This window comes from Arachidicoccus sp. BS20, from assembly GCF_001659705.1.
Taxonomy (GTDB): domain Bacteria; phylum Bacteroidota; class Bacteroidia; order Chitinophagales; family Chitinophagaceae; genus Arachidicoccus.
The window spans coordinates 2,200,390-2,223,303 of the sequence record NZ_CP015971.1 but is presented as its reverse complement, the minus strand read 5'-3'; the positions used below and the strand labels follow the sequence as shown (position 1 = coordinate 2,223,303).

21 protein-coding genes are annotated in these 22,914 nt (G+C 40.2%); 10 read left to right on the top strand and 11 right to left on the bottom strand.

Translation table 11 applies throughout. The features are described from left to right. Nucleotides 1–35 precede the first annotated feature (35 nt). Nucleotides 36–1,352 (top strand): alkaline phosphatase family protein, encoded by a 1,317-nt coding sequence (locus A9P82_RS10040; protein ID WP_082915307.1) that lies wholly within the window; start codon nucleotides 36–38, stop codon nucleotides 1,350–1,352. Between the two features lie 89 nt (nucleotides 1,353–1,441). On the opposite strand, the gene A9P82_RS10035 is transcribed toward A9P82_RS10040, so the two are convergent. Further along, a complete protein-coding gene (locus A9P82_RS10035; protein ID WP_066207465.1) occupies nucleotides 1,442–1,819 on the bottom strand; it encodes an STAS domain-containing protein in 378 nt (125 codons plus the stop codon). Nucleotides 1,820–2,322: 503 nt separating this feature from the next. Here A9P82_RS10035 and A9P82_RS10030 point away from each other — a divergent pair. Then, entirely contained in the window at nucleotides 2,323–4,866 is a 2,544-nt protein-coding gene (locus A9P82_RS10030; RefSeq protein WP_066207463.1) for an ATP-dependent Clp protease ATP-binding subunit, read from the top strand. Between the two features lie 96 nt (nucleotides 4,867–4,962). Here A9P82_RS10030 and msrB read toward each other — a convergent pair whose 3' ends face one another. The 7 genes from msrB to A9P82_RS09995 form a co-directional block, all read right to left on the bottom strand. Further along, nucleotides 4,963–5,478, bottom strand: coding sequence for a peptide-methionine (R)-S-oxide reductase MsrB (gene msrB, locus A9P82_RS10025; protein ID WP_066207461.1), 516 nt, complete (start codon nucleotides 5,476–5,478; stop codon nucleotides 4,963–4,965). An 11-nt stretch (nucleotides 5,479–5,489) separates the two neighbouring features. Beyond that, entirely contained in the window at nucleotides 5,490–6,191 is a 702-nt protein-coding gene (gene msrA, locus A9P82_RS10020; RefSeq protein ID WP_082915306.1) for a peptide-methionine (S)-S-oxide reductase MsrA, read from the bottom strand. Nucleotides 6,192–6,221: 30 nt separating this feature from the next. Beyond that, complete coding sequence (locus A9P82_RS10015) at nucleotides 6,222–6,698, bottom strand: DoxX family protein (RefSeq protein ID WP_082915305.1); 477 nt, start codon at nucleotides 6,696–6,698, stop codon at nucleotides 6,222–6,224. 3 nt (nucleotides 6,699–6,701) lie between these two features. Continuing rightward, nucleotides 6,702–6,995, bottom strand: a complete 294-nt coding sequence (locus tag A9P82_RS10010; RefSeq protein ID WP_066207457.1) for a putative quinol monooxygenase — start codon at nucleotides 6,993–6,995, stop codon at nucleotides 6,702–6,704. 24 nt (nucleotides 6,996–7,019) lie between these two features. Next, nucleotides 7,020–7,478 carry a thioredoxin family protein gene (locus A9P82_RS10005; protein WP_082915304.1) on the bottom strand — a complete coding sequence of 153 codons (459 nt, stop codon included), beginning with the start codon at nucleotides 7,476–7,478 and terminating at the stop codon, nucleotides 7,020–7,022. A gap of 7 nt (nucleotides 7,479–7,485) precedes the next feature. Beyond that, entirely contained in the window at nucleotides 7,486–8,196 is a 711-nt protein-coding gene (locus A9P82_RS10000) for a peroxiredoxin-like family protein (RefSeq protein WP_066207455.1), read from the bottom strand. Nucleotides 8,197–8,332: 136 nt separating this feature from the next. Next, entirely contained in the window at nucleotides 8,333–9,628 is a 1,296-nt protein-coding gene (locus A9P82_RS09995) for a spondin domain-containing protein (protein ID WP_066209815.1), read from the bottom strand. Nucleotides 9,629–9,775: 147 nt separating this feature from the next. Here A9P82_RS09995 and A9P82_RS09990 point away from each other — a divergent pair, with 147 nt between their 5' ends. The 3 genes from A9P82_RS09990 to A9P82_RS09980 all read left to right on the top strand — a co-directional run bounded on the left by A9P82_RS09990 (nucleotide 9,776) and on the right by A9P82_RS09980 (nucleotide 13,841). Further along, the gene (locus A9P82_RS09990) at nucleotides 9,776–10,486 is read left to right on the top strand and encodes a response regulator transcription factor (protein ID WP_066207452.1); all 711 of its coding nucleotides are present in this window, start codon (nucleotides 9,776–9,778) and stop codon (nucleotides 10,484–10,486) included. A gap of 192 nt (nucleotides 10,487–10,678) precedes the next feature. Next, nucleotides 10,679–12,163, top strand: coding sequence for a HAMP domain-containing sensor histidine kinase (locus A9P82_RS09985; RefSeq protein ID WP_066207449.1), 1,485 nt, complete (start codon nucleotides 10,679–10,681; stop codon nucleotides 12,161–12,163). A gap of 184 nt (nucleotides 12,164–12,347) precedes the next feature. After that, on the top strand, nucleotides 12,348–13,841 hold the full coding sequence (locus A9P82_RS09980) for a carboxylesterase/lipase family protein (protein WP_197492139.1): 1,494 nt from the start codon (nucleotides 12,348–12,350) through the stop codon (nucleotides 13,839–13,841). 10 nt (nucleotides 13,842–13,851) lie between these two features. Here A9P82_RS09980 and A9P82_RS09975 read toward each other — a convergent pair whose 3' ends face one another. Both A9P82_RS09975 and panC read right to left on the bottom strand, forming a co-directional pair. After that, the gene (locus A9P82_RS09975) at nucleotides 13,852–15,090 is read right to left on the bottom strand and encodes an MFS transporter (RefSeq protein WP_066207445.1); all 1,239 of its coding nucleotides are present in this window, start codon (nucleotides 15,088–15,090) and stop codon (nucleotides 13,852–13,854) included. A 148-nt stretch (nucleotides 15,091–15,238) separates the two neighbouring features. Continuing rightward, nucleotides 15,239–16,084 (bottom strand): pantoate--beta-alanine ligase, encoded by an 846-nt coding sequence (gene panC / locus A9P82_RS09970; RefSeq protein WP_066207441.1) that lies wholly within the window; start codon nucleotides 16,082–16,084, stop codon nucleotides 15,239–15,241. Between the two features lie 70 nt (nucleotides 16,085–16,154). On the opposite strand from panC, the gene A9P82_RS09965 reads away from it, so the two are divergent. The 5 genes from A9P82_RS09965 (at nucleotide 16,155) to A9P82_RS09945 (ending at nucleotide 22,537) form a co-directional block, all read left to right on the top strand. Beyond that, nucleotides 16,155–17,000 (top strand): hypothetical protein, encoded by an 846-nt coding sequence (locus A9P82_RS09965; RefSeq protein ID WP_066207439.1) that lies wholly within the window; start codon nucleotides 16,155–16,157, stop codon nucleotides 16,998–17,000. 90 nt (nucleotides 17,001–17,090) lie between these two features. Then, on the top strand, nucleotides 17,091–17,906 hold the full coding sequence (locus A9P82_RS09960; protein WP_066207437.1) for a glycogen/starch synthase: 816 nt from the start codon (nucleotides 17,091–17,093) through the stop codon (nucleotides 17,904–17,906). A gap of 92 nt (nucleotides 17,907–17,998) precedes the next feature. Further along, the gene (metK, locus tag A9P82_RS09955; protein ID WP_066207435.1) at nucleotides 17,999–19,252 is read left to right on the top strand and encodes a methionine adenosyltransferase; all 1,254 of its coding nucleotides are present in this window, start codon (nucleotides 17,999–18,001) and stop codon (nucleotides 19,250–19,252) included. A 67-nt stretch (nucleotides 19,253–19,319) separates the two neighbouring features. Continuing rightward, nucleotides 19,320–21,230 (top strand): SPFH domain-containing protein, encoded by a 1,911-nt coding sequence (locus A9P82_RS09950; RefSeq protein ID WP_066209814.1) that lies wholly within the window; start codon nucleotides 19,320–19,322, stop codon nucleotides 21,228–21,230. 182 nt (nucleotides 21,231–21,412) lie between these two features. Next, the gene (locus tag A9P82_RS09945) at nucleotides 21,413–22,537 is read left to right on the top strand and encodes a bifunctional riboflavin kinase/FAD synthetase (protein WP_066207433.1); all 1,125 of its coding nucleotides are present in this window, start codon (nucleotides 21,413–21,415) and stop codon (nucleotides 22,535–22,537) included. A gap of 3 nt (nucleotides 22,538–22,540) precedes the next feature. Here the strand turns inward: A9P82_RS09945 and A9P82_RS09940 are convergent, their stop codons facing one another. Then, on the bottom strand, nucleotides 22,541–22,912 hold the full coding sequence (locus A9P82_RS09940) for a DMT family protein (RefSeq protein ID WP_066207431.1): 372 nt from the start codon (nucleotides 22,910–22,912) through the stop codon (nucleotides 22,541–22,543). Nucleotides 22,913–22,914: the final 2 nt, after the last annotated feature.

Genomic DNA, 22,914 nt, shown 5'->3' with positions numbered 1-22,914 from the left:
CCGCGGGAGAAGCACTTTTTAAAATAAAATAAATTATGATAAAAAAAATATTTTCTGCGGCAGCGGCTCTTTGGTTTATTTCGTGTGCAAACGCGCAAATAGCAAAGCACGTTATCATTGTAACTGTTGACGGTGGTCGCCCCGATTTTTATTTAGACTCGTCGTGGCATACAACAAATATGCGTGCGCTGATGAAGCAAGGCGCTTATGCCGAAGGGGTCAACAGTATGTTTCCATCTATCACTTATCCGTCGCACACGGCAATCGTTACAGGTGTAGCGCCTGCAAAGCATGGCGTCTATTACAACGGTATGTTTGAACCCGACAGTGCTACGGGAAAAATTTATTGGAATTACAGTTCCATAAAAGTTCCCACTCTTTGGTCTGTTGCCGATGAGCACGGCTTGAAAACTGCGAGTTTGCTTTGGCCAGTAACCGGCGATGCGCCTGTAGCATACAACATTCCTGACATCGGTTCGCTGGGCGAAAAAGTACGTGAGCAATATTCCAAGCCGGAAGGATTTGTCGATGAAGTAAAAAAGAATGTGTTTGACAATGCAGCTAAAATCGAATACGGTAAAAATGTAAATATTGCAAAAATTGCGGCTTATGTAATTCAAAAAGACCAGCCGAATCTGATGACGGTTCATTTTTTTGCAACCGATGGAGCACAGCATCGTGTGGGGCGCGAAGGCGATTTGGTAAAACGGGCTGTATTGGATGCGGATAGCGGCGTTGCTATTATTGTCAAAGCTTTGAAAGATGCAGGTATATGGAATCAAACGGTTTTGATTATTACCGGCGACCACGGTTTCTGCACAATTAAAAAAACTGTTGCGCCTAATGTATGGCTTAGTAATGCAGGATTGATAACAGATAAAAATCACGGACAGTGGAAAGCACAGTTCCTTACCGAAGGCGGTGCTGCATTTCTCTATCTGAAAGATAAAAATGATGTGGAAACGCTAAATAAAGTAAAACAGTTACTGAACAACCTTCCTGCTGAACAAAGGGCTTTGTTTCGTGTGATTAATAAAAAACAAATTGACTCCGTAGGTGCAGACCCCAATGTGGTTTTGGCTTTATCCGGTTTGGATGGAACTGCATTCAATGGCGTGCTGAAAGGCGACCCTGTGAGACAAGGTAAGGGCGGTACGCATGGCTATTTCCCCGATTTTCATCAAATACAAACAGGTTTTATTGCCGTTGGTCCCGGCATTAAAAAAGGAACCGTGATTCCTGTAATGAGCTTGAAAGACATTGCACCGCTTGTTGCCAAACTGCTTGGTTTCTCATTTCCGACGGCAGACGGGCATATTCCTGCAAATATATTAATCGGCAGTATTCATTGATTTCTATAGTTGTGATTTTAAGTAAGGGTGTTCCCGCTTTTGCGGGAGCACTTTTTTTATCGTAATGGTTGCATTTTGTGAATAATATTTTACTCTTCATCTCCGAACAATTCTCTCTCGATTTCCTCCATCTGCACAATGTCCCATGCCTCGCTTTCTGTGGGCGTAATGTTTAGAACATCGGTCAAATCCAGCTCGTCCAACAACGTTTTTATTGCCGCTTTTAAGTTGCAGACAACAAATGATGCGCTGTTCTTGTAAACAATTTGGTGTATTGTCGCAAGTTCAATCAGCGCTTGTTTTTCGGCTGTTTCAATGGCGGTAAAATCAACAATTACATTTTTTACTGGCGCTTGCAATCGTTGCATGACGATTGTTGTCAATTCTTCTGCCATATTAACAGAAAACACCGCTTCTGTCGGGCGTAGCACGCTGAATTTTTCTTTGGTATCAACTTTGATTTTCATTCGTGTGTTTTTTCATTTGCAGCTTTGCTGCGATTATATTGTCAAATGGAACCCCCGTTATATCTTTTTCTCCTCGTGAGAAAATTTATCATACTCGGTTTCATTTATATATTTTTAGTTTTAATAGTCGGAAGAAATTTCGCTGATTCATTTTTTACTTTTACAAAAATTATCATGCCTTTTCCACGCCAACTATTTGTCAATTTTTGAAGCAATAACGGGATATTTTATTATGTTATTTACAGATGTGTAAAAATTTTTTTTGTCTTATTCCATTATTGCTTAACTTTAAAAAAGGAAATTAGAAAAGAAGATTAAACTTCTGTTTTACAAAACCGTTCAAAGATAATCTTCAACCAATTGAATTGATACGTTTACTTCGTTCAAATTTTTAAAAAGCTGCATAAAAGTATCCGAAGTATCGCAAAGCAAACGTACCTTGACACAAACAATGAAGTGAAGAGTGTTTTTTGAGGCGTTCACATTTTAATCAAATTATGACTATGGACAATAATTTTTCACCACAAGTAAAGGAAATCATTACTTTCAGCCGCGAAGAGGCTTTGCGTTTGGGGAATGATTTCATCGGTACGGAACATTTGCTTTTAGGCTTAATCAGAGAAGGCGACAATGCCGCTATACGCATATTGAAACAATTGAATGTAGATTTATACGAATTGCGCAAAGAAGTGGAACTTGCCGTGAAAGACAAAACGGGCAAGAACATAGGCGACATCAACAGTCTGCCTTTGACTAAGCAAGCCGAAAAAGTAATACGCATTACCGTGCTCGAAGCAAAGTCGCTGAAAAGCGCACAGATAGAAACGGAACATCTGATGTTATCTATCTTAAAAAATAAAGAAAATATCGCTACGCAAATTCTCGGTCAGTTTGATATTGATTACGATTTGTTCCGCAACGAAATCGGCATTGTACGCGACACGGAAATACGTGCAGAATTTGATGAGCATGAAGAAGATTTTGATGATGAAAAGCGCGGCTTCGGCGGCGTACCACGCGGCGGCGCAGCACGTCCTACAGCAACAGCGGCAAACCCGAAAAGCAGAACGCCCGTTTTAGACAATTTCGGTCGCGACATTACGCGCCTTGCGGAAATGGGGCAGCTTGACCCGATTGTCGGTCGCGAAAACGAAATAGAACGGGTATCGCAAATTTTGTCAAGAAGAAAAAAGAACAATCCTATTTTAATAGGCGAACCCGGTGTAGGTAAAACGGCAATCGTCGAAGGCCTGGCGTTGCGGATTATCCAAAGAAAAGTAAGCCGTGTATTGTTTGATAAACGTGTGGTTTCACTCGATTTGCCTGCATTGGTTGCCGGAACAAAATATCGCGGGCAGTTTGAAGAGCGCATGAAAGCCATCATGAACGAACTCGAAAAAAACCGTGATGTGATTTTGTTCATCGATGAAATTCACACAATTGTTGGTGCCGGCGGCGCAAGCGGTTCGTTGGATGCAAGCAACATTTTTAAGCCGGCTTTGGCGCGCGGCGAATTGCAATGCATCGGCGCAAGCACGTTGGACGAATACAGAATGTACATCGAAAAAGACGGCGCGCTCGACAGACGTTTTCAAAAGGTATTGATTGAACCGCCGAGCGTTGAGGAAACCATTCAGATTCTCAACAACATCAAAAGTAAGTACGAAGATTATCATAGTGTGGTTTACGATCAGGAAGCAATTGAAGCGTGTGTGAAATTGAGCGACAGATATATGACCGACAGGCTTTTGCCCGACAAGGCGATTGATGTGCTGGACGAAGTAGGTGCGCGCGTGCATCTGAAAAATATCAGCGTGCCGCAAAATATCCTCGAACTTGAAAAGAAAATTGAGGAAATAAAAGTCGAGAAAAATAAGGTTGTAAAAAATCAGCGCTTTGAAGAAGCCGCAACGCTTCGCGATACGGAAAAAAGATTGGGCGAAGAACTGGAAAAAGCGAAAGCCGATTGGGAAGAAGAAAGCAAGAACAAACGCTATCCGATTACCGAAGATGCGATTGCAGAAGTTATCAGCATGATGACGGGTATTCCCGTGAAACGCATGGCGGAAGCCGAAACCGAAAAGCTCCGCAAGATGCAGGACGATATGAAAGAAATGGTGATTGGTCAGGACGAAGCAATTACGAAAGTTGTGAAAGCTATTCAGCGCAACCGTGTTGGTCTGAAAGACCCAAAGAAGCCGATTGGAAGTTTCATTTTCTTAGGTCCTACGGGCGTTGGTAAAACGGAATTGGCTCGCTCGCTCGCTCGTCATTTGTTCGATTCGGAAGATTCGTTGATAAGAATTGACATGAGCGAATACATGGAGAAATTCTCTGTAAGCCGCTTGATTGGCGCACCTCCGGGTTATGTAGGTTATGAAGAAGGCGGACAGCTTACCGAAAAAGTCCGTCGTAAGCCATACAGCGTAATTCTGTTAGACGAAATAGAAAAAGCGCATCCTGATATTTACAATATTCTCTTGCAAGTGTTGGACGACGGCGTTTTGACCGATGGATTGGGCAGAAAAATTGATTTCAAAAATACGCTCATCATCATGACGTCAAACATCGGTGTTCGCCAGTTGAAAGAGTTTGGCGACGGCGTTGGTTTTGCAACTGCGGCGCGTATTCAAAACCAGGAAGAGAACAATAAAGCCGTGATTGAAAAAGCTTTGAAACGCACATTCTCGCCCGAGTTTCTGAACAGAATTGATGATGTGATTATCTTTAATTCGCTCACAAAGGAAAACATCTTTGCGATTATCGATATTCTGATGAAGAAAGTTTATGCACGCCTCAACGGTATGGGCTTAACTTTGGAAATAACCGAGGATGCAAAGAATTTTATTGCCGATAAAGGTTACGATGTTCAGTTTGGCGCAAGACCTTTGCACCGAGCTATTCAGAAATATCTGGAAGACCCGTTGGCAGAAGAAATTCTCAATCATGCCGTGAAAGACGGCGATACACTTACGGCGAATTTCGATAAAGAGCAAAGCAAAATTTTCTTTGATGTGAAGAAGAAAGAAACAAGCACGGCAGAATAATTTTTAATTAATAAACAGAAAAAAGCGGCAGGAATAAAATCCTGTCGCTTTTTGTTAAACCATGAGTCGCTTATAAGAAGATGGTTGATTTTTATATCAATTTTCATCCGGCACAAAATCCAGGCTGATGGAGTTCATGCAGTAGCGTTTATAAGTCGGCGCAGGACCATCGTCAAAAATATGCCCTAAGTGCGAATGACATCTTGCGCATTCTACTTCAATGCGGTGCATTCCGTAAGAGTTATCTTCTTTATAAATAACGCTGTGGGGTCTGTCCGTCTCGAAAAAACTGGGCCAGCCGCAGGTGCTTGCAAATTTTGCATCGGAACGAAAAAGTTCGTTACCGCACACGGCACAGTAATAAGTTCCTTTCGCATCGCTGTTCCAGTACTTGCCTGTGAAAGCGCGCTCCGTTCCTTTTTCTCTTGCCACTTCATACAAGTCGGGCGAAAGAATTTTTTTCCATTCTGCATTGCTCACGTGCAATTCAGTTGTGTCTGTTCTTGAGTAATACGGATTGTTTTTGTGCATCATTATATCATTTTGCTGTGCATTGCTCTTGCAGGAGAAAAGTGTGCAAACTGCAAAGAACAAAATTATTGTTGCTTTCATGTGTATACATTTTATTGTTTCAATTTACCTTTAAATACTTCTTCAAATTTATCCACTTTCGGTTTGATGACCAATTGACAATAAGGAACAGAACCATTTTTGGCATAATAATCCTGATGATAACCTTCTGCTTTATAAAAAACAGTAAACGGCTGTACTTCCGTAACAATCGGATTTGGATAAGCTTTTTCTTCGTTCAGCTTTCCGATATAATATTCGGCTAATTTTTTTTGTTCTGCATTATGATAAAAAATAGCGGAACGATATTGCGTGCCTACATCTGCGCCTTGTCTGTTCAACTGCGTTGGGTCATGCGCTACAAAGAAAGCAGCAAGCAATGCGTCGTAAGAAATTTCAGAAGGATTATAAATGATATTACAAGCCTCCGCGTGTCCAGTTGTGCCTGTACAGACTTCCTCGTAACTCGGATGCGGAACGGTTCCGCCGGTAAATCCCGAAACCACTTTTTTCACACCTTTCAGTTCTTTAAACTGCGCTTCTACGCACCAAAAACAGCCTGCGGCAAAAGTGGCTGTGTCGGGTTTTTTATCCATCATCATATTATCTTTTTTAGTTTGTTCCATTTCTTTGAAAGCATTGGTATTGCTGACGTTTGAAGCGTTTTGCGCGCAAGCCGTAAAAGGCATTAAAAATGGAAATATGAATTTGATAATATTGTTCTTAATTTTTATATTAAAAAATCTGTATTGCATAATATTAAATTTTAGATGTCGAAAAGATTGTCATTCTTTTAGTTTTATTTTGTTTATCAAATTATCAACAGAAAATTTACCACTTCCTGTCAGTATGAGGGAAATCAGACATGAGATGTATAATAAATTAATCTCATATCCGGGTGGTCCGAATTTAGGACCTTGCGGTGTTAAACCGATTGTATTTACTGAACTGAAACCATAATGTATCTGAATCGTAAACATTGCCACGAGCATTGTTACAATGAGAGGAATTGATATTATGCTTACGAATATTCCCAACAGCACAAAGATACCGCCTATTAATTCCAAATAAGGAACAATTAGCGAGCTTGCGTGCGCAAATGGCATTCCGGTTTGTAACAACAGCTTTTCAAAGCCTTGAGTTCCTCTGCTTATTTTTGCCCATCCGTGAGCAGCAAAGCCGAAGCCTGTCATTAATCTTATACATAGTGAAGAGTATTGAATATAGTTGCCCTCTTTTGTCATAACACTTCGTTTTATCATTTTTTACTTAAAAGCCAACACATCAGCCTTCTTTATTACAGGCACTTCCGCCAAGAGCTCGGATGCTTTTGCCATTAATGCCTTAGCGATTTCTCCCGCGAGATGTGCGTTACGACCATCCTCGTTTTCAAAAGTATCGAATATGCCGAACGTTGCTTCATCGGTCTGAAACGCGTACCAATTCAATGTTTCGGCTTCTGCCAGAACAAGTGGTAATGCACTTTTTAAAAATTCGGAAACTTCTTTTTCTTTGCCTGCTTTGGCTTTCAAAGTAACAGACAATGCAAGTTTGCTCATTGTATTTATTTTTTGTTGAAAAATTTAGTTATTTAACTTTTTGGATAATGCCTGTTTGGCAAAATCAATTAAATCTTTCGGTTCAACATAGCCTATTTTTTCCAGCACAATTTCGCCTTTCATATTCAAAATAATCAAAGAAGGATAAGCGTCCACTTTCCATTTATCGGCAAGCGCAACGCCTTCGCCTTTTTCCATATCGAAAGAAGCATTGATGAAATGATTGTTGAAAAATGCGGCAACACTTTTGTCTTTAAACGTAGTTGTTTTCAGCAGTTTGCACGGTCCGCACCATGAAGTATTGGCATCCACAAAAATATATTTGTCCTTCATTTTTGCTTCCGACAAAATATGCTTCCAGTTTTTATGAACAAATACAATGCTGTCTTTTGCAGAAACCGAATCCATGCTTTTCTGCTGCGAAAATGCGCTGCAAAAAATGCTTATAAACAGCATTATTAAAAACAATTTATACTTCATCATTTTTCGTTTAAAGATTCTTGTAAAGCGTTTGTGCTGCGGCTTTCAGCAAGTCGGGACTGAGCCTCTGCATAAAATCCGGATTGATATATTCAAACTGAATATCGCCTTTTTTGTCCAATATAAAAACAGAGGGAACAGGTAAAAGGTTGCCCGTATTTTTTCCGCCGGATGAATTTGGCAAAATTTTATCGTAAGCCGCAGGCGCTTTGTAAGCAAGCCCGAATTGCTTTGCAACGCTTAAATCCGCATCGGACAAAAGCGTAAAGTTCAAACTTTCTTTCATTGCTGTTTTTGATAAATTATCAGGACTGTCGGTGCTGATGGCAATCAATTGATAGCCCATATTTTCCAAATCCTGATGAATATCCTGCAAGCCGGAAAGTTGCTTAGAACAATACGGACACCAGCCGCCGCGATAAAAAACAAGTATCGTAGGCTTTGCAGCAACTGCCGCATTCAAATCAAAATTTTTGCCCATTGCATCGGGAATATTAACCATAGGAATTTTTTCGCCGTCGAGCAAAGGGCTTATGTCTTCGGGCTTTGCAGGCACATGATACATCATGGTTTTGTTCATGCTCATGTTGTCATTCATCATGTCGCTTTTTTTATCGCTCATCATTTTATCGTTGCTTTGTGCAAAGGCATTCCCGCCTATAAATAGCATAATGCCGATGAATGCTGCAAGCATACTGTGTTTCAGAATGTTCTTGTTCATCTGTTTGTTTTTTATAATTATGAATAAAGTTTTACATTGTATTGCGGCGATCGCGTATAATATTCATGAGTTGTTTTAAGGGAAGTATGTTGTCTGTTTTGAATGATACAACATACTTCCTTATGATTTATGGATGCTATTGCAACGTAACTTTTATGATGTTGTTGATAGCCGGTAATGTTGTAAATGCGTTCGGATTAGGAACTGCTGCAATTGGTTGGCTTTCCGCAAGTGGCGTACCTGCAAGGTTGAATTGCGTAACGCCCGCGCCGGGATATTGATTCACTGCCGTGCCATCGTCAAACAATCCTACCTGAGAAGATATATCGCCTTTTTGCGTAGCATCAATATCGCCTGTGGTTGCAAAAAACCAGTCGTTGGAAAACCCGTACATAGTTGCTATTGCAATTTTATCGCCTTTTACAACCGCCAGTTGCTGCGATACGCTGCTGCCTTCCGCTCCGTCTATTACCGGAAGCAAAACATTTGAATTAGCCGCCGGCAATACATACACATTTTTCACGCCTTGTACGGTTTTTAAATAATCTGACAATGCGGTGGCATCTCCTTTTTGCGCAATGTCTTTTAAGCCGTGTCCTGCATCATTTTGTCCAACCGTATAAATAGGGTTTTCGATTCCGTTATACACTACAACCAGCACAGGAGATAATGGTGTAAAAATTCCTGTAATGCCTTTGATATAACTGTACAATGCAGTGTTATCGCCGGCTTCAGCAATGTTTGTCAATCCGTTTACAGAAGGTTTTCCTTCGGTATAAAGCGGATTGGCGTTTAATAAATTGCCGCCAACGATATAAGAAATAGACCAGACACCCGGACTGAATGGCGTTTCGTTTGCTGTGCCTTTTGAATTATTTTCAATGGTAAGCGTGAACATAGAATTACCATTGTATTTCAAACTTACTTTCATCAATGAAGATGCAGGCAAGTAAGTGTTACCGGCAGCATCGCTTCCTTTAATTTCCATAATATTTTGCGGCGTGGTTTCTGCTGTGCCGGGATGCGTTACTTCGCTCAGCTTTTGGTTTACGCGCGTTCCATTATCCCACAATTTTATTTGTGAAGACACATCGCCTTCGATTGGATTGCCGTTTGCATCATAAACCTGAATGCCCGGATTTGCCGGCGCGAAAAACAAATCGTTGGATGCGCCGTACATCGTAGCGAAAGAAACGGCTTCGCCTTTAGCTGCCGAAAACTGAAATGATACAGACTCGCCGGGCATAATTAACGGCGATGCGCCTGCGTTTTGAAAAGTGCCCGATTCTACCAAAGGCTGCGACTGCAATACATTTTCAATCGTAATGGTATTGCTTGTAGGCGTAGGTGCATTGTTGTTGTCTTTACTGCAAGATGCGAACGATGCCAATGCCGAGAGTACCGTAAATGATTTTAAGAATGTTGCTTTCATTTTCTTATTTTTTTGTGTTGAATAATTTGTTTGATGATGCAAAAAAATGAAGACAATATCCCAAAGTGGTTGCGGAATTATAACAAAAGTATCACAGCCGTTTTTGCATCGTTTTTTTAATCGACCTTTGTTTGAGATTATATTTTTATGGATACAAAATCGGTTTTAATAATAGAAGACGACGCTAACATTGTGGAGTTACTAACCATTCATCTTCATGATTTGGGATGCAAAGTGTTGTCGTCTTCCGATGGCTGGCAGGGACTGACTTTGGCGAAAGAAGAGCAGTTTGATTTAATCATTCTGGATATTATGCTGCCGGGATTAAACGGTATGGAAATATGCAGAAAGATAAGGCAAACAGACAGACAAACGCCAATACTAATGCTCACGGCGCGCTCTGAAGAAATCGATAAAGTGATGGGGTTGGAAACGGGCGCGGACGATTATCTTACCAAGCCTTTCAGCGTGCGGGAATTTATTGCGCGGGTAAAAGTGATATTCCGCAGGCAGGAAGATAAAGATGCTTTGCAGGATAATGTCGCTTCATCATCCATCGTTAATTATGACGGCTTGGAAATTGATTTGGATAAAAGAAAAGTAACATTGGATAATACAAGAATAGAACTTTCGCCGCGAGAGTTTGAACTGTTGGCTTTGCTGGCATCCAATCCGGGCAAGAGTTACAGCCGAAAGCGTTTACTGAATTTGGTTTGGGGTTACGATTTTGAAGGCTATGAGCACACGGTTAATTCACACATCAATCGCCTGCGCGGCAAGATTGAAAAAGACGTTTCCAATCCGAAATATATTTTGACGAGTTGGGGCGTGGGGTATCGCTTTAATGAAGAATTATGAGTTTAGTTTCACGCGAATAAATCTCTGCGAAACTCTGTGAAATCTTTGTAGCACTCTGTGTAATAGCCGTATCACAGAGAAACACAGAGGTTACACGGAACTACACAAAGAATGGATTTGGCTCAATGTAAATGATAATAAGTTTATCGAATTAAACGTTGCATCGTTGCGTGAAAAAATAAATCAATTTTTATGTCTATAAAAACTATCAAAGGCAATTTGTTATTCTGGAAAATCACGGCTGTGTTCACGGTGCTGTTGATTGTATTGGGTATTGTGTTTGTACAAATCGCTTCGCGTTTTTCCAAATCATATTACACCGCAGCGCATCAGGAATTGTACGGCGATGTTGCCAAGCACCTTGCCACTTTCACGCAACCTTTTAAAAACGGCAAGCCCGATACAAGCGTTACGCACGACATTATTCATTCCACCATGGTTGCCAATCCAAGCGTGGAAGTTTATTTGTTGGATACGGCAGGTAAGATTGTAGATTATGTTGTGCCTGATACAACCGTGCAAATTCATCATGTAAACATTGCCAAAGTAAAACAATGGCTCGCCGCCGATGCCATGCACCGACCGATGGGCGATAATCCGAAACAGCCGAATGAACCAAGTATTTTTTCCGCTGCACCCGTGTATGAAAACAGCAAACTTGAGGGTTATGTTTATGCGGTATTGGCAAGCGAAAAGCAGAAAGAAATTTTAAGCGCGCTCAATATGCATTTGCATTCCCGCTTGAGCAGTTATATATTTTTCACGGCGCTTACTGTGGCGTTTATCGTAGGCATTGTTACTTTCTTTTTGATAACGGATAGTATTTGCAGAATTGCGGCAGTGGTAAAGCGATTTAAAGAAGGAGATTACACTGCGCGCATTCATGGATATGCCGAAGGTAATCTTGGAATGCTCACTTCTACGTTCAATGAAATGGCGGATGTGATTGTAGATAATTTCGACAAGATAACCGCGACCGATAAATTTCGTCAGGAACTGATTGCAAATGTGTCGCACGATTTGCGCACGCCGTTGTCCATAATGCAAGGCTATGTGGAAACAATGATGATGAAAAAAGATTCGCTTTCGCAAAGCGATAAAGAGAAATTTTTATCCGTCATTCACGATAGTACCAAAAAACTTTCAGGGCTTGTAGAACAATTATTTCAGTATGCAAAACTCGAAGCGAATCTGGTAACACCCGAAAAAGAATCGTTTTTAATAAGCGAATTGGCATCGGATATTTTAATGGCTTATCAATTAAAAGCCGATGAAAAAAACATTCATTTAAAGATAGATGCTCCGTCTAATTTGCCGCCTGTTTTCGCAGACATTGCTTTGACCGAACGTGTGCTGCAAAACCTGTTGGACAATGCTTTTAAATTCACGCCCGAAGGCGGCAGCATTACTATACGATTGACTGAAACACAAGCGGGCATTGGCGTTCAGGTTGCAGACACAGGCATCGGTATTGCGCCGGAAGAGCAGGCTTTTATTTTTGAACGATACAAACAATTAGACAATAAAAACGTTCCGAAAAAAGGAATGGGCATTGGTTTGGCAATTGTGAAAAAAATATTGGAATTGCATCAATCTACCATTGAGGTTATCAGCGAGCCGGGCAAAGGGACAGCGTTTAAGTTTGTGCTGCCGATGTTCGGTAAAGCTGCAATTTGAATATTAACGTAACACTTTCATTGGAATACTGCCGTTTTAATTGCTGTTATTGCGGTGTGGGAAAATTGACGACGGTCAATTGTGCTCTGCCAATTTATTTGATATGAAATGTACTACAGATTTTTGAAAAAGAAAAGAGTACCTTTAAATGATTAAATTTTTTGCTTTCTTAATCTGTACAAAAATGTTCATCACGAAAATTATAGGTCGCAACATTGTTTATTGTTTAAGCGTTTTCTGCATGGCTTCTGCTGCAAAAGCCCAGTCTGAAATTGTTCATATTCGCAACGGATATATTGAGGGACTAAAAGAAGAAAATTCTTATGTATTCAAAGGTGTTCCCTATGCTAAAACGCCTGTTGGCGAATTTCGTTTTAAAGCACCGCAACCTACAACAAATTGGATAGATACTTTGGATTGTACCAAATTCAGCCCGGTTGCACCTCAGGCAAGTCATCCTGTTGATGAAGAAAATTTCTTGTCTTTAAATATTTATTCCAATGATTTGAAATCCTCAAAGGCGTGTCCTGTAATGGTTTGGATTCATGGCGGCGGCATGACCGGCGGCACAGGGAAAGACTTTAATGGTCATGCGTTTTCCGACAGAGACAGCATAGTTGCCGTTACCTTTAATTACCGATTGGGTGCATTCGGATTTTTGGAATTAAACGATTTGGGAAAAGATTATGCAACGTCGGGAAACAATGCGGTATTAGATTGCATAACAGCATTGAAATGGATAAAAAATAATATCGGTAAGTTTGGCGGCGACCCCGATAAAATCACGGTCATGGGCGAATCTGCGGGCGCAAAATTAGTCGCGGCATTATTGGCAACACCTTTATCCGACGGGCTAATTCATCAAGCTGTAATGGAAAGCGGTGGCGTGCAGTGCATTCACGATTCTGCTACTGCATTTGCTATTCGGAAGCGGTTATTTGAAGCGTTGAACATTACAAATCCAAAAGATATTCTGTCTATTTCTACGGAAAAAATTATCCGCGCGCAGGAAAAAGTTTTATCGGGTGCGCAGGGAACTAATTATTTCGGTCCGGTTATCGACGGTATTGTTTATAAAGAAAATCCGTACAAATATATTCTCCACCACCGGCGTAAAATCAGGATTCTTATCGGCACAAATAAAAGTGAAGCAAAGCTCTTTATGGATTTTGACAAAAGGTTATATCATCCAACAGAAAAAGTTTTGACAGATTGGTTTGGCGCAAATGGCTCGGTTGTTTACTGCGCATTTAAAAAAGCAATTGCAGGCGTTGCCGATACTGCTTCGGTAGCTGTTCCGTTATTGACACAGTATATGTATCAAATGCATTCTTATCGTTTAGCGAAAGCTTTTTCGGAAGCAAATTATCCGACATGGGTGTATCGTTTTGATTACGGAAAGGGCAAATATGGTGCGGTGCACGGCGACGAACTGAAATACGTTTGGTACATCCCCAATGCTGTACATAATAAAAATATAAATGATTCCTTAGCAGAAGAAATCCATAGCGACTGGGTCAATTTTATTAAAGGAAAAAATGTTGATAACAGCTGGATTCGTTATAATGCCGCGCATCCGGAAATTAAAGTTTATGACAATAAAGCCGGAATCCAACGCCTGTCAAGCGTATATGACGATATAGTATTTCCGTCTTCGGTATTTGTATTGAAGCCGTAATGTTTTTATATCAGTTTGTTTTTTTTTCCGGCGGATGACGAAATATGAGCGTTGCAACCAAACAAATGGTTCCCATGGCGCACATTGCCCAAGTGCCTCCGAACCAGCTTGCGAACGTGCCGGCAACCAGACTGCCGAAAGGCATTGTACCTTGTAAACATACTGTATAAAAGCTCATCACACGGCCGCGCTTATCATCGTCCACATGAAGCTGTAATAATGTGTTCGTACTTGCCGTGTGCATCATTTGCGCAAAGCCTGTGAACGCAATAAAGACCAATGAGAGCGCGAGTATTTTTGAGAAAGAAAAACACATCATCATTGCGCCGAGCAGCAATCCAGTGAAAGAAACAATTCGCCGCAGCATATAAGAATTTTTTCTTTTGGTTAGAAATATTGCGCCGCAAATAGCGCCTACGCCTGCCGCCGTCATCAAAAAACCCAGTGTATTGGCATTACCTTTTAAAACATCCTGTGCAAATACTGGAGCCAATGTGCGCAGTGAAGCATTGCTAAAACTTACAATTGCCAGCAGTAGCAATAGGTTGCTCATTACTTTGCGTGATTTGATATAAACAATTCCTTCTTTCAGCTTTTCAAATACATGACCGCTTTCCTGAACAATCTTTTCCATCGGCAATACTTTCATCAGTAACAAAGAAATTGTAACGACTGCGTAGCTGATAGCATTTGCCATAAAACACCAGCCTTCGCCTACCGTACTAATTAAAATGCCTGCAACGGAAGGACCAATTAATCTTGACAAATTAAACAACGTGGAATTGAGTGCGATGGCGTTGGGTAAAGCTTCTTTGTCGCGATTGACCATTTCTACAACGAATGACTGGCGAATGGGAACTTCAAACGCATTAATGACGCCAAGACATAGGCTCAAAACAATAATGTAAGCGATATGTATTACTCCCGTGAAAGTAAGAATGCCAAGTATTGCAGCTTGAATCATAGCGAGTGATTCAATTCTTATTAATGCTTTATGTTTATCCCAGCGGTCGGCAAAAACGCCAGCAAAAGGTGCAATGAGAAAGATGGGAATCTGCTCGCAAAATCCTACCAAACCCAGCAGAAATGCAGAGTTTGTGAGTTTGTATGCGAGCCAAATCATTGCCAGGCGTTGAATCCATGTTCCGACTAAGGATAACGTTTGCCCTACAATAAATAAACGGTAATTACGATAATAAAAAGCTTTCTGTTGTTTGAAATAAGATTGAAAACCCTGTGTAATGCTCATGAAATATGCCGAACAATTTAAAGTTATAACAATTAATCAAAAATACGACAAAACGATTTTATAAACCTGTTTAAAATTCTACGCATCGGTACGTGTCTCACGTACCGAAACATAAGGCTCGTGAAGACACGTGTCTTGGCAGATGATTTTATAAAATCATGTTATCAATCAATCTTACTTCGCCAATGAATGCGGCAATTAGTGCGACTAATTTTATGGTTTTGTCATATTTTTCCAAGGGCTCCAGCGTTTCCGCATTACAAATTTCTATATAATCAATCTTCTGAAATTCGCTGTTCATCAGCATTTCGGCAACCTGCTGTTTTATTTCAACAAAGAAAAGCCTGCTGATATTTTCTTTAATAAAAATCAAACTTTGGTAAATCGCCGTGGCTTTTTCTTTTTCATCATTAGTCAAACGCATATTTCTGCTGCTGCTTGCGAGTCCGCTTGGCTCTCTGAAGATAGGTACAACTATGACTTTGGCTTTATGATTTTTCAACTCAATCATTTTCTTCACAACCATGATTTGCTGGTAATCTTTTTGTCCCATGAACAGTAAATCGGGCTGAACAATTTCGAGCAATCTGTCCACTACCTGGCACACACCTTGAAAGTGTCCGGGACGGAAAGCACCTTCCAGAATGGATTCTATAAAACCTAAATCGTAAAGCTGTTTTAGTTCTTTTCCGTTCGGATAAATTTCGTTTACGGACGGAAGAAACAGTATATCGCAACGTTGTTTTTCTAATAGATAAATATCGTTGTCAATTGTGATAGGATATTTCTCAAAATCCTTGCTGTCGTTAAATTGTGTTGGATTTACAAATATGCTGCAAATCGTAATATCCACTTCTTCCTGAGAGGCTTTTATGAGCGATAGATGTCCTTCGTGCAGCGCACCCATTGTAGGGGCAAAACCGATGGTTTTGTTCTCCTGTCTGAGCTTTTGAAGATGCGTTTGTAAATCTGAAATTCGTTTGAATAAAATCATTCGTTAAAAATTGATAATGCAAAAGTAATTGACTAATTCATTTTAAATTGCCATATATTTTATACATAAAATGAAAAATAGATTATTCGTTCAATTACTGATAACTGTTTTTTTAGTTATCCCATTTTTTATTTTTTCCCAACCGCACATTTTACGCTCCGAGAAAAACGGCACATACTATGGAACGTGGCGTTACAAAAACTCAAAACACGTGGATACAACATATTTTAGAATTGCGTTTCTCAACGATTCAGCTTTTGCTTTTACAATTGGCGATGCCACAAGCTTAAACTATAATAAAAGCATGGCATTCCTTAGTTTAATCGGAGAGAAAATAAATTATCAGGGACAAGAAAAATGGCTTGCGATATTTGATAATGGCGGAAGTGGAACATGGGGCTTTGAGAACTTCGAGAAAGATTATCCTGATACTTCTCAACGGTTTGATTTGAAAGAGGCGGTAAATAAAGATTTCACTCAACTTACAGAAGAGCAATACACGAAGAATCTCTATACAATTTATGAGTTTAACTTTTTTAAAGATTCTATGCGAATGACTCTCTTTAAAGAAGATGCTCATGAAAGAGATAACGGAGAACTTGGCGTTCATTATAAAATAAATAATATTCCGTTGGATTTCGATATGGCAAAAAATTCATATCTGATTGCAAATTACTCTGCAGAAATAAAGCAGGAATGTATAGGCAAATTTTTGCCGATTGAAGAAGATGTTAAAGGTAATTTGACCAATTATAAATTCAATGCAGGGGACAAAGTTTTGCTTGTAAATGCGTACGTGAAATATGCATTAATCGCAGTTGTTGCCGATGATAGAATAGCAAAATTCGGCTGGATATTGCGAAGCAATCTACAAAATGTACAAAGAAAGCATATTGATATTTCTATTAAGAATTAATGCCGATTGTGTTCATTTATATGCTAAAAAAGCAATTGAACTATTTTCTTTACCTTTGCAGACCTGTTTAAGGACAAAATTGGTATAAGAATGTCTAATAAAAAAAGAATTTTATTTATTTCTACGGAAATGTCGCCCTATTTAGAACTGACAGAATACGCAGAAATAATCAATAAGCTGGCAATTAAAAGTAATGAAGCAGGACTGGAAGTGAGATGTATTATGCCACGCTTTGGCGTTATTAACGAGCGCCGTCATCGTTTGCACGAAGTAGTGCGTTTATCAGGAATTAATGTTCCGGTAGGTAATGACGATTATCCTCTTCAAATAAAAGTTGCTTCGTTGCCCAACGCAAGATTGCAGGTTTATTTTTTAGACAATGAAGAGTTTTTCAAAAGAAAATTTGTTTTTCACGACGAGAACGAACAATGGTTTGACGACAACGGATTGCGTACCGTGTTCTTTGCAAAAGGCGCGCTGGAAACCGTTAAAAAATTCGGTTGGGCGCCCGACATTATCCATTGCAGCGGCTGGATGACGAGCCTGATTCCTTTGTATGTAAAAACGGCTTATAAAAAAGATCCGGTATTTACCAATAGCAAAGTATTATTTTCTGTATCGCCTAACACATTTGAAGAAAAGGTAGAAAAAGATTTTCTGGAACTTGCGGCTATCAACGCAAATATCAAACCGAAGGATTTAGAACCGTTTAAAACGCTCGATAATACAGGTATGAACAAAGGCGGTGCCACTTACGCCGATGGAATTATTTTTGCATCCGATGCTATCGATAAAAAATTAATTGCCGAATTTTCTAAAGCCAAAGGCAAAAAAATATTGCCGTTCAAAGGTTGGGATACCGACCTCAGCGAATACATTGAACTGTACAATGAAATTGCCCCGTAAATAAAAAACGTTTACATCATTTTCTGATTTTGATGCAAGTTGTATATTCGCCTGACACTTTTAATTCATTAAATCAATAGACAAAAGCTTTTATGCCTTATTTGTTTACTTCCGAGTCCGTATCAGAAGGACATCCCGACAAAGTCGCTGACCAGATTTCAGATGCATTAATCGATAATTTTTTGGCGTTTGACCCGCAGTCAAAGGTGGCTTGCGAAACGCTCGTAACCACAGGGCAAGTGGTGCTTGCAGGCGAAGTAAAATCAACCGCTTACCTTGATGTACAAACCATCGCGCGCGACGTAATCAAAAAAATCGGTTACACTAAAAGCGAATATATGTTTGAAGCAAATTCCTGTGGTGTGATTTCTGCAATCCACGAACAATCGCCGGATATTAACCAAGGCGTTGTGCGGAAAAACAAGGAAGAGCAAGGCGCCGGCGACCAGGGAATGATGTTTGGTTACGCAACCAACGAAACCGAAAATTATATGCCTTTGGCATTAGACCTGGCGCATACTTTACTGATTGAACTGGCTGCGCTTCGCAGAGAAAACAAGCAAATCAAATATCTTCGTCCCGATGCAAAATCGCAGGTAACGCTGGAATATGATGATAACAACAAACCAGTTCGTATCGATGCCATCGTAATCTCTACACAGCACGACGATTTTGATACGGAAGAAAAAATGCTGTCAAAAATCGAGAAAGATATTAAGACCATTTTGATTCCGAGAATTGTAAAAAAATATCCTGCCTACAAACACTTTTTCAACGATGCAATTAGATATCATATCAATCCAACAGGTAAGTTTGTAATCGGCGGTCCGCACGGCGATACAGGCTTGACAGGAAGAAAAATTATCGTAGATACTTACGGCGGAAAGGGCGCGCACGGCGGCGGCGCTTTCAGCGGAAAAGACCCAAGCAAAGTGGACAGAAGCGCGGCGTATGCAACACGCCACATTGCGAAAAACCTTGTAGCGGCGGGCGTTGCAGACGAAGCGCTGGTGCAGGTTTCTTATGCAATCGGCGTAGCAAAACCGATGGGTATTTATGTAAATACTTTCGGTACGGCGAATGTGGAATTAACCGACGGCGAGATTTCTACAATTGTAGAAGAAGTATTTGATATGCGTCCTTATTTCATTGAAGAAAGATTGAAATTGCGCACACCCATTTACAGCGAAACTGCAGCTTACGGACACATGGGACGCCAAAACGAAGTGATTACAAAAGTCTTCAAATCGCCCGACGGTAAAGAGAAAAAAGTGAAAGTGGAATTGTTCACTTGGGAAAAACTGGACTATGTAACGAAGGTTAAGAAAGCGTTTAAATTGAAATAAAACGAAATTAAAAAAGGCTTACATTTGATAAAAATTGTAAGCCTTTTTTAATTAACATTACATGAATATGCAATCATTACTAACCAACTATTGGTGGGTTTTACTCATCATTCTTGGTCTTATTCTTTACAAATTTATTCTTCGTGTTTTCTTTGGAATGGTCATTGTTCCCGAAAACAAAATCGGATTGGTTACCAAGAAATTCGTTCTTTTCGGTGCAAATAAAAATCTTCCCGATGGCAGAATTATTGCCACCAATGGCGAAGCCGGCTTTCAGGCAAAAACTTTAGCGCCCGGTTTGTATTGGGGAATGTTTCCCTGGCAATACGGCGTTGAAATGCAGCCATTCACTATTATTCCCGAAGGGAAAATCGGGCTGGTACTTTCCAACGACGGCGCCGAAATTCCTACAGGTTCTATTTTAGCAAGAAGGGTGGAAAGTGACAATTTCCAGGATGCAGAAAAGTTTCTGAAAAACGGCGGACAGAAAGGTCGTCAAACATCTTATATCACGGCGGGAACATACCGTATTAATACTTTCGCATTTACGGTTACGATTACCGACATGGTTATCATCCGCGAAAATATGGTCGGCATTATTACAACGCTTGACGGCAAACCTATCGAAAGCGGACAAATCGCGGGCAAACATATTGAAGGGCATAATAACTTTCAGGACTTTGACATATTCCTCGAAAACGGCGGTAATCGTGGCTTGCAGCAAAATATTATTCTTGCGGGAAGCTACAACATTAATCCTTGGGCTGTACAAATTGAAGAAACACCAATGACTGATGTTCCTATCGGCAATGTAGGCGTTGTGATAAGTTATGTGGGCGAAGACGGCAAAGATGTTACAGGCGAAAGTTTCAAGCACGGTAACATTGTAAGCAAAGGTCAGCGCGGCGTGTGGACAGAACCTTATGGTCCGGGAAAATATCCGTTCAATAAATACACGATGAAAGTGGAACTCGTTCCTACAACCAATCTTGTTTTGAACTGGGCAAATGCACGCAGCGAAGCGCATGCATTGGATAAAAACCTAAGCACCATCACAGTTCGTAGCCGCGACGGCTTCCCGTTCAATTTGGATGTGGCGCAAATCATCCACATACCTGCGAATGAAGCTCCGAAAGTAATTGCACGTTTCGGCAGCATGAACAATCTTGTGTCGCAAGTTCTGGAACCCACGATTGGCAACTATTTCAGAAACTCTGCACAGGACAGTGATGTAATTTCTTTTCTTACCACGCGCAAAGAAAGACAACAAGCGGCACGCGAACATATCAAAGCCGTGTTGGACGAATACAACGTAAATGCAGTAGATACGTTAATCGGCGACATTGTTCCACCTGAAGCATTGATGAAAACGTTGACCGACAGGAAGATTGCAGAAGAAGAACAAAAAACATATCAGACACAGAAAATGGCGCAGGAACAACGGCAAGGCATGGAAAAAGAAACTGCGATCGCCGATATGCAAAAAGAAATTGTGAAGGCGCAACAAAGTGTTGAAATTGCGCAACGAACAGCCGATGCAACTGTGAAGAAAGCAGAAGGTGATGCGAATAGTTTAAAGCTGCAAGTGGAAGCAGAAACCATTGCTACAAAAATGCGCGCCAATGCAGAAGCCGAAGCAACCAAAGCGCGGGCGGGCGCTCAGGCAGAAGCTACGAAACTCAATGCAAGTGCGGATGCAGAAAAAATCAGTAAAACCGGTTTGGCAGAAGCCGAAAAAATTATGGCAATCGGTAAGTCCACCGCTGAAGCGTATGAATTACAAGTAAAAGCAATGGGCGGCGATAATTTTACCAAATTTAAAATCACGGAAGAAATTGCGAAAGGCAATATCAAAATCATTCCCGATATTTTAATCGGCGACAGCAACAGTACAGAAGGCGGCATCAGCGGATTACTTGGATTACAATTGCTGGAAATGGTAAAAAATAAAAAGGAGAAAGACACCAATCAGCAATAACCGATAACAATAAAAAATATTCAAACCGATAGGCAACTAAGTTTATCGGTTTTTTGTTTGTATTTCTCAAAGAATGCACAGAGAAAATGAGGCACGGAATTTTGTTGCTCGGTGTCTCAATTACTTTGTATTCTCTGTGAGAAATCATATCTCTGTGTGAAACATAATTTTATCTTTGTCCCATGCGTGTATTTTACGACTTGGAAAATCTCCCTTTATTCAACAATGCAGTTGTTACAATCGGCACGTTCGATGGCGTGCATTTGGGACATCAAAAAATTATCCATCAACTGAAAGATGAAGCAAAGCAAATCGCCGGAGAGACCGTTATTGTTACGTTTCATCCGCATCCGAGAAAGATTGTACAACAAAATGAAACGCCGCTGCGCTTGCTCAATACGCTAAACGAAAAACTTAGTTTGCTCAAAAAACACAACGTTGAAAATGTTATCGTAGTTCCATTTAACGAAGCCTTTGCTTCGCAAACGGCGGAAGAATATGTGCAGGATTTTCTGGTAAAAAAAATTCATCCGCATACGATTATCATTGGCTATGACCATCGTTTCGGCAAAGGCAGAACGGGCGATTATCATACGTTGGAAAGCTATGGCAAACTGTTGAATTTCCGGGTAAAAGAAATTCCAGAAAAATTGTTGAACGAAGTAACCATCAGTTCTACAAAAATACGCGAAGCCCTGCTGCATGGCGATATTGCGACAGTAACTAATTTTTTAGGTTATCCTTATTTCTTGCAAGGAACGGTTGTGAAAGGCAATCAAATTGGCAGAACCATCGGCTATCCTACTGCGAATATTCAGGTGGAAGATGCGGATAAATTAATTCCCGCGATTGGCGTGTATGCCGTGAAAGTGATTGTGAATGAGGCGGCTTACGGCGGAATGTTAGGCATTAGTTTGCGCCCGACGATTGAAGAAAGTACAAGGATTTCCATTGAAGTAAATATTTTTGATTTCGCACAGGATATTTACGGAAAGAATATCAAAGTTGAATTGCTTGCATGGTTGCGCAGTGAAGAAAAATTTAACGGCTTGGATGCACTGAAAGCTGCGCTGGCAAAGGATGAGGAAGATGCGAGGGAAATATTAAATAAGATTATTACTATTATAAAGGGTGATTTAGTTTATGAAAAGCTAAAACAGCTAACACTAATCAAACAATTAAATTGGGAGAATTATTATCTTGATGAAAAGAATAATGAAAAATGGATTGAAGAATATCCAAATTCTTTTTATCAAGGTGGTGGAGAACCGCAGTTGAGAAAATTGGATAAATTTTCTTGGGAATAAATATTATTTCTTAAAAATAAAATACACCGCCAACACCAAAAATCCGAAGCCAATCAAATGGTTCATTTTAAAAGTTTCTTCCTTAAAAAATACAACAGTGAAAATGGTAAATACCGTGAGCGTTACGGCTTCCTGAATTACTTTTAATTGCCAAAGATTAAACGGTCCGCCGTTTTCGTTAAAGCCGATTCTATTGGCAGGCACTTGAAATGAATATTCAAATAATGCAATTCCCCAACTAATAAGAATGACGCCTGCAAGATTCAGTTTGTTAAACCATTCATATTTGCTGAATTTCAAATGCCCGTACCACGCAAACGTCATGAATGTGTTGGAAATAATGAGTAAACCGATAGTGAGCAAAGTTTTTTTCATAA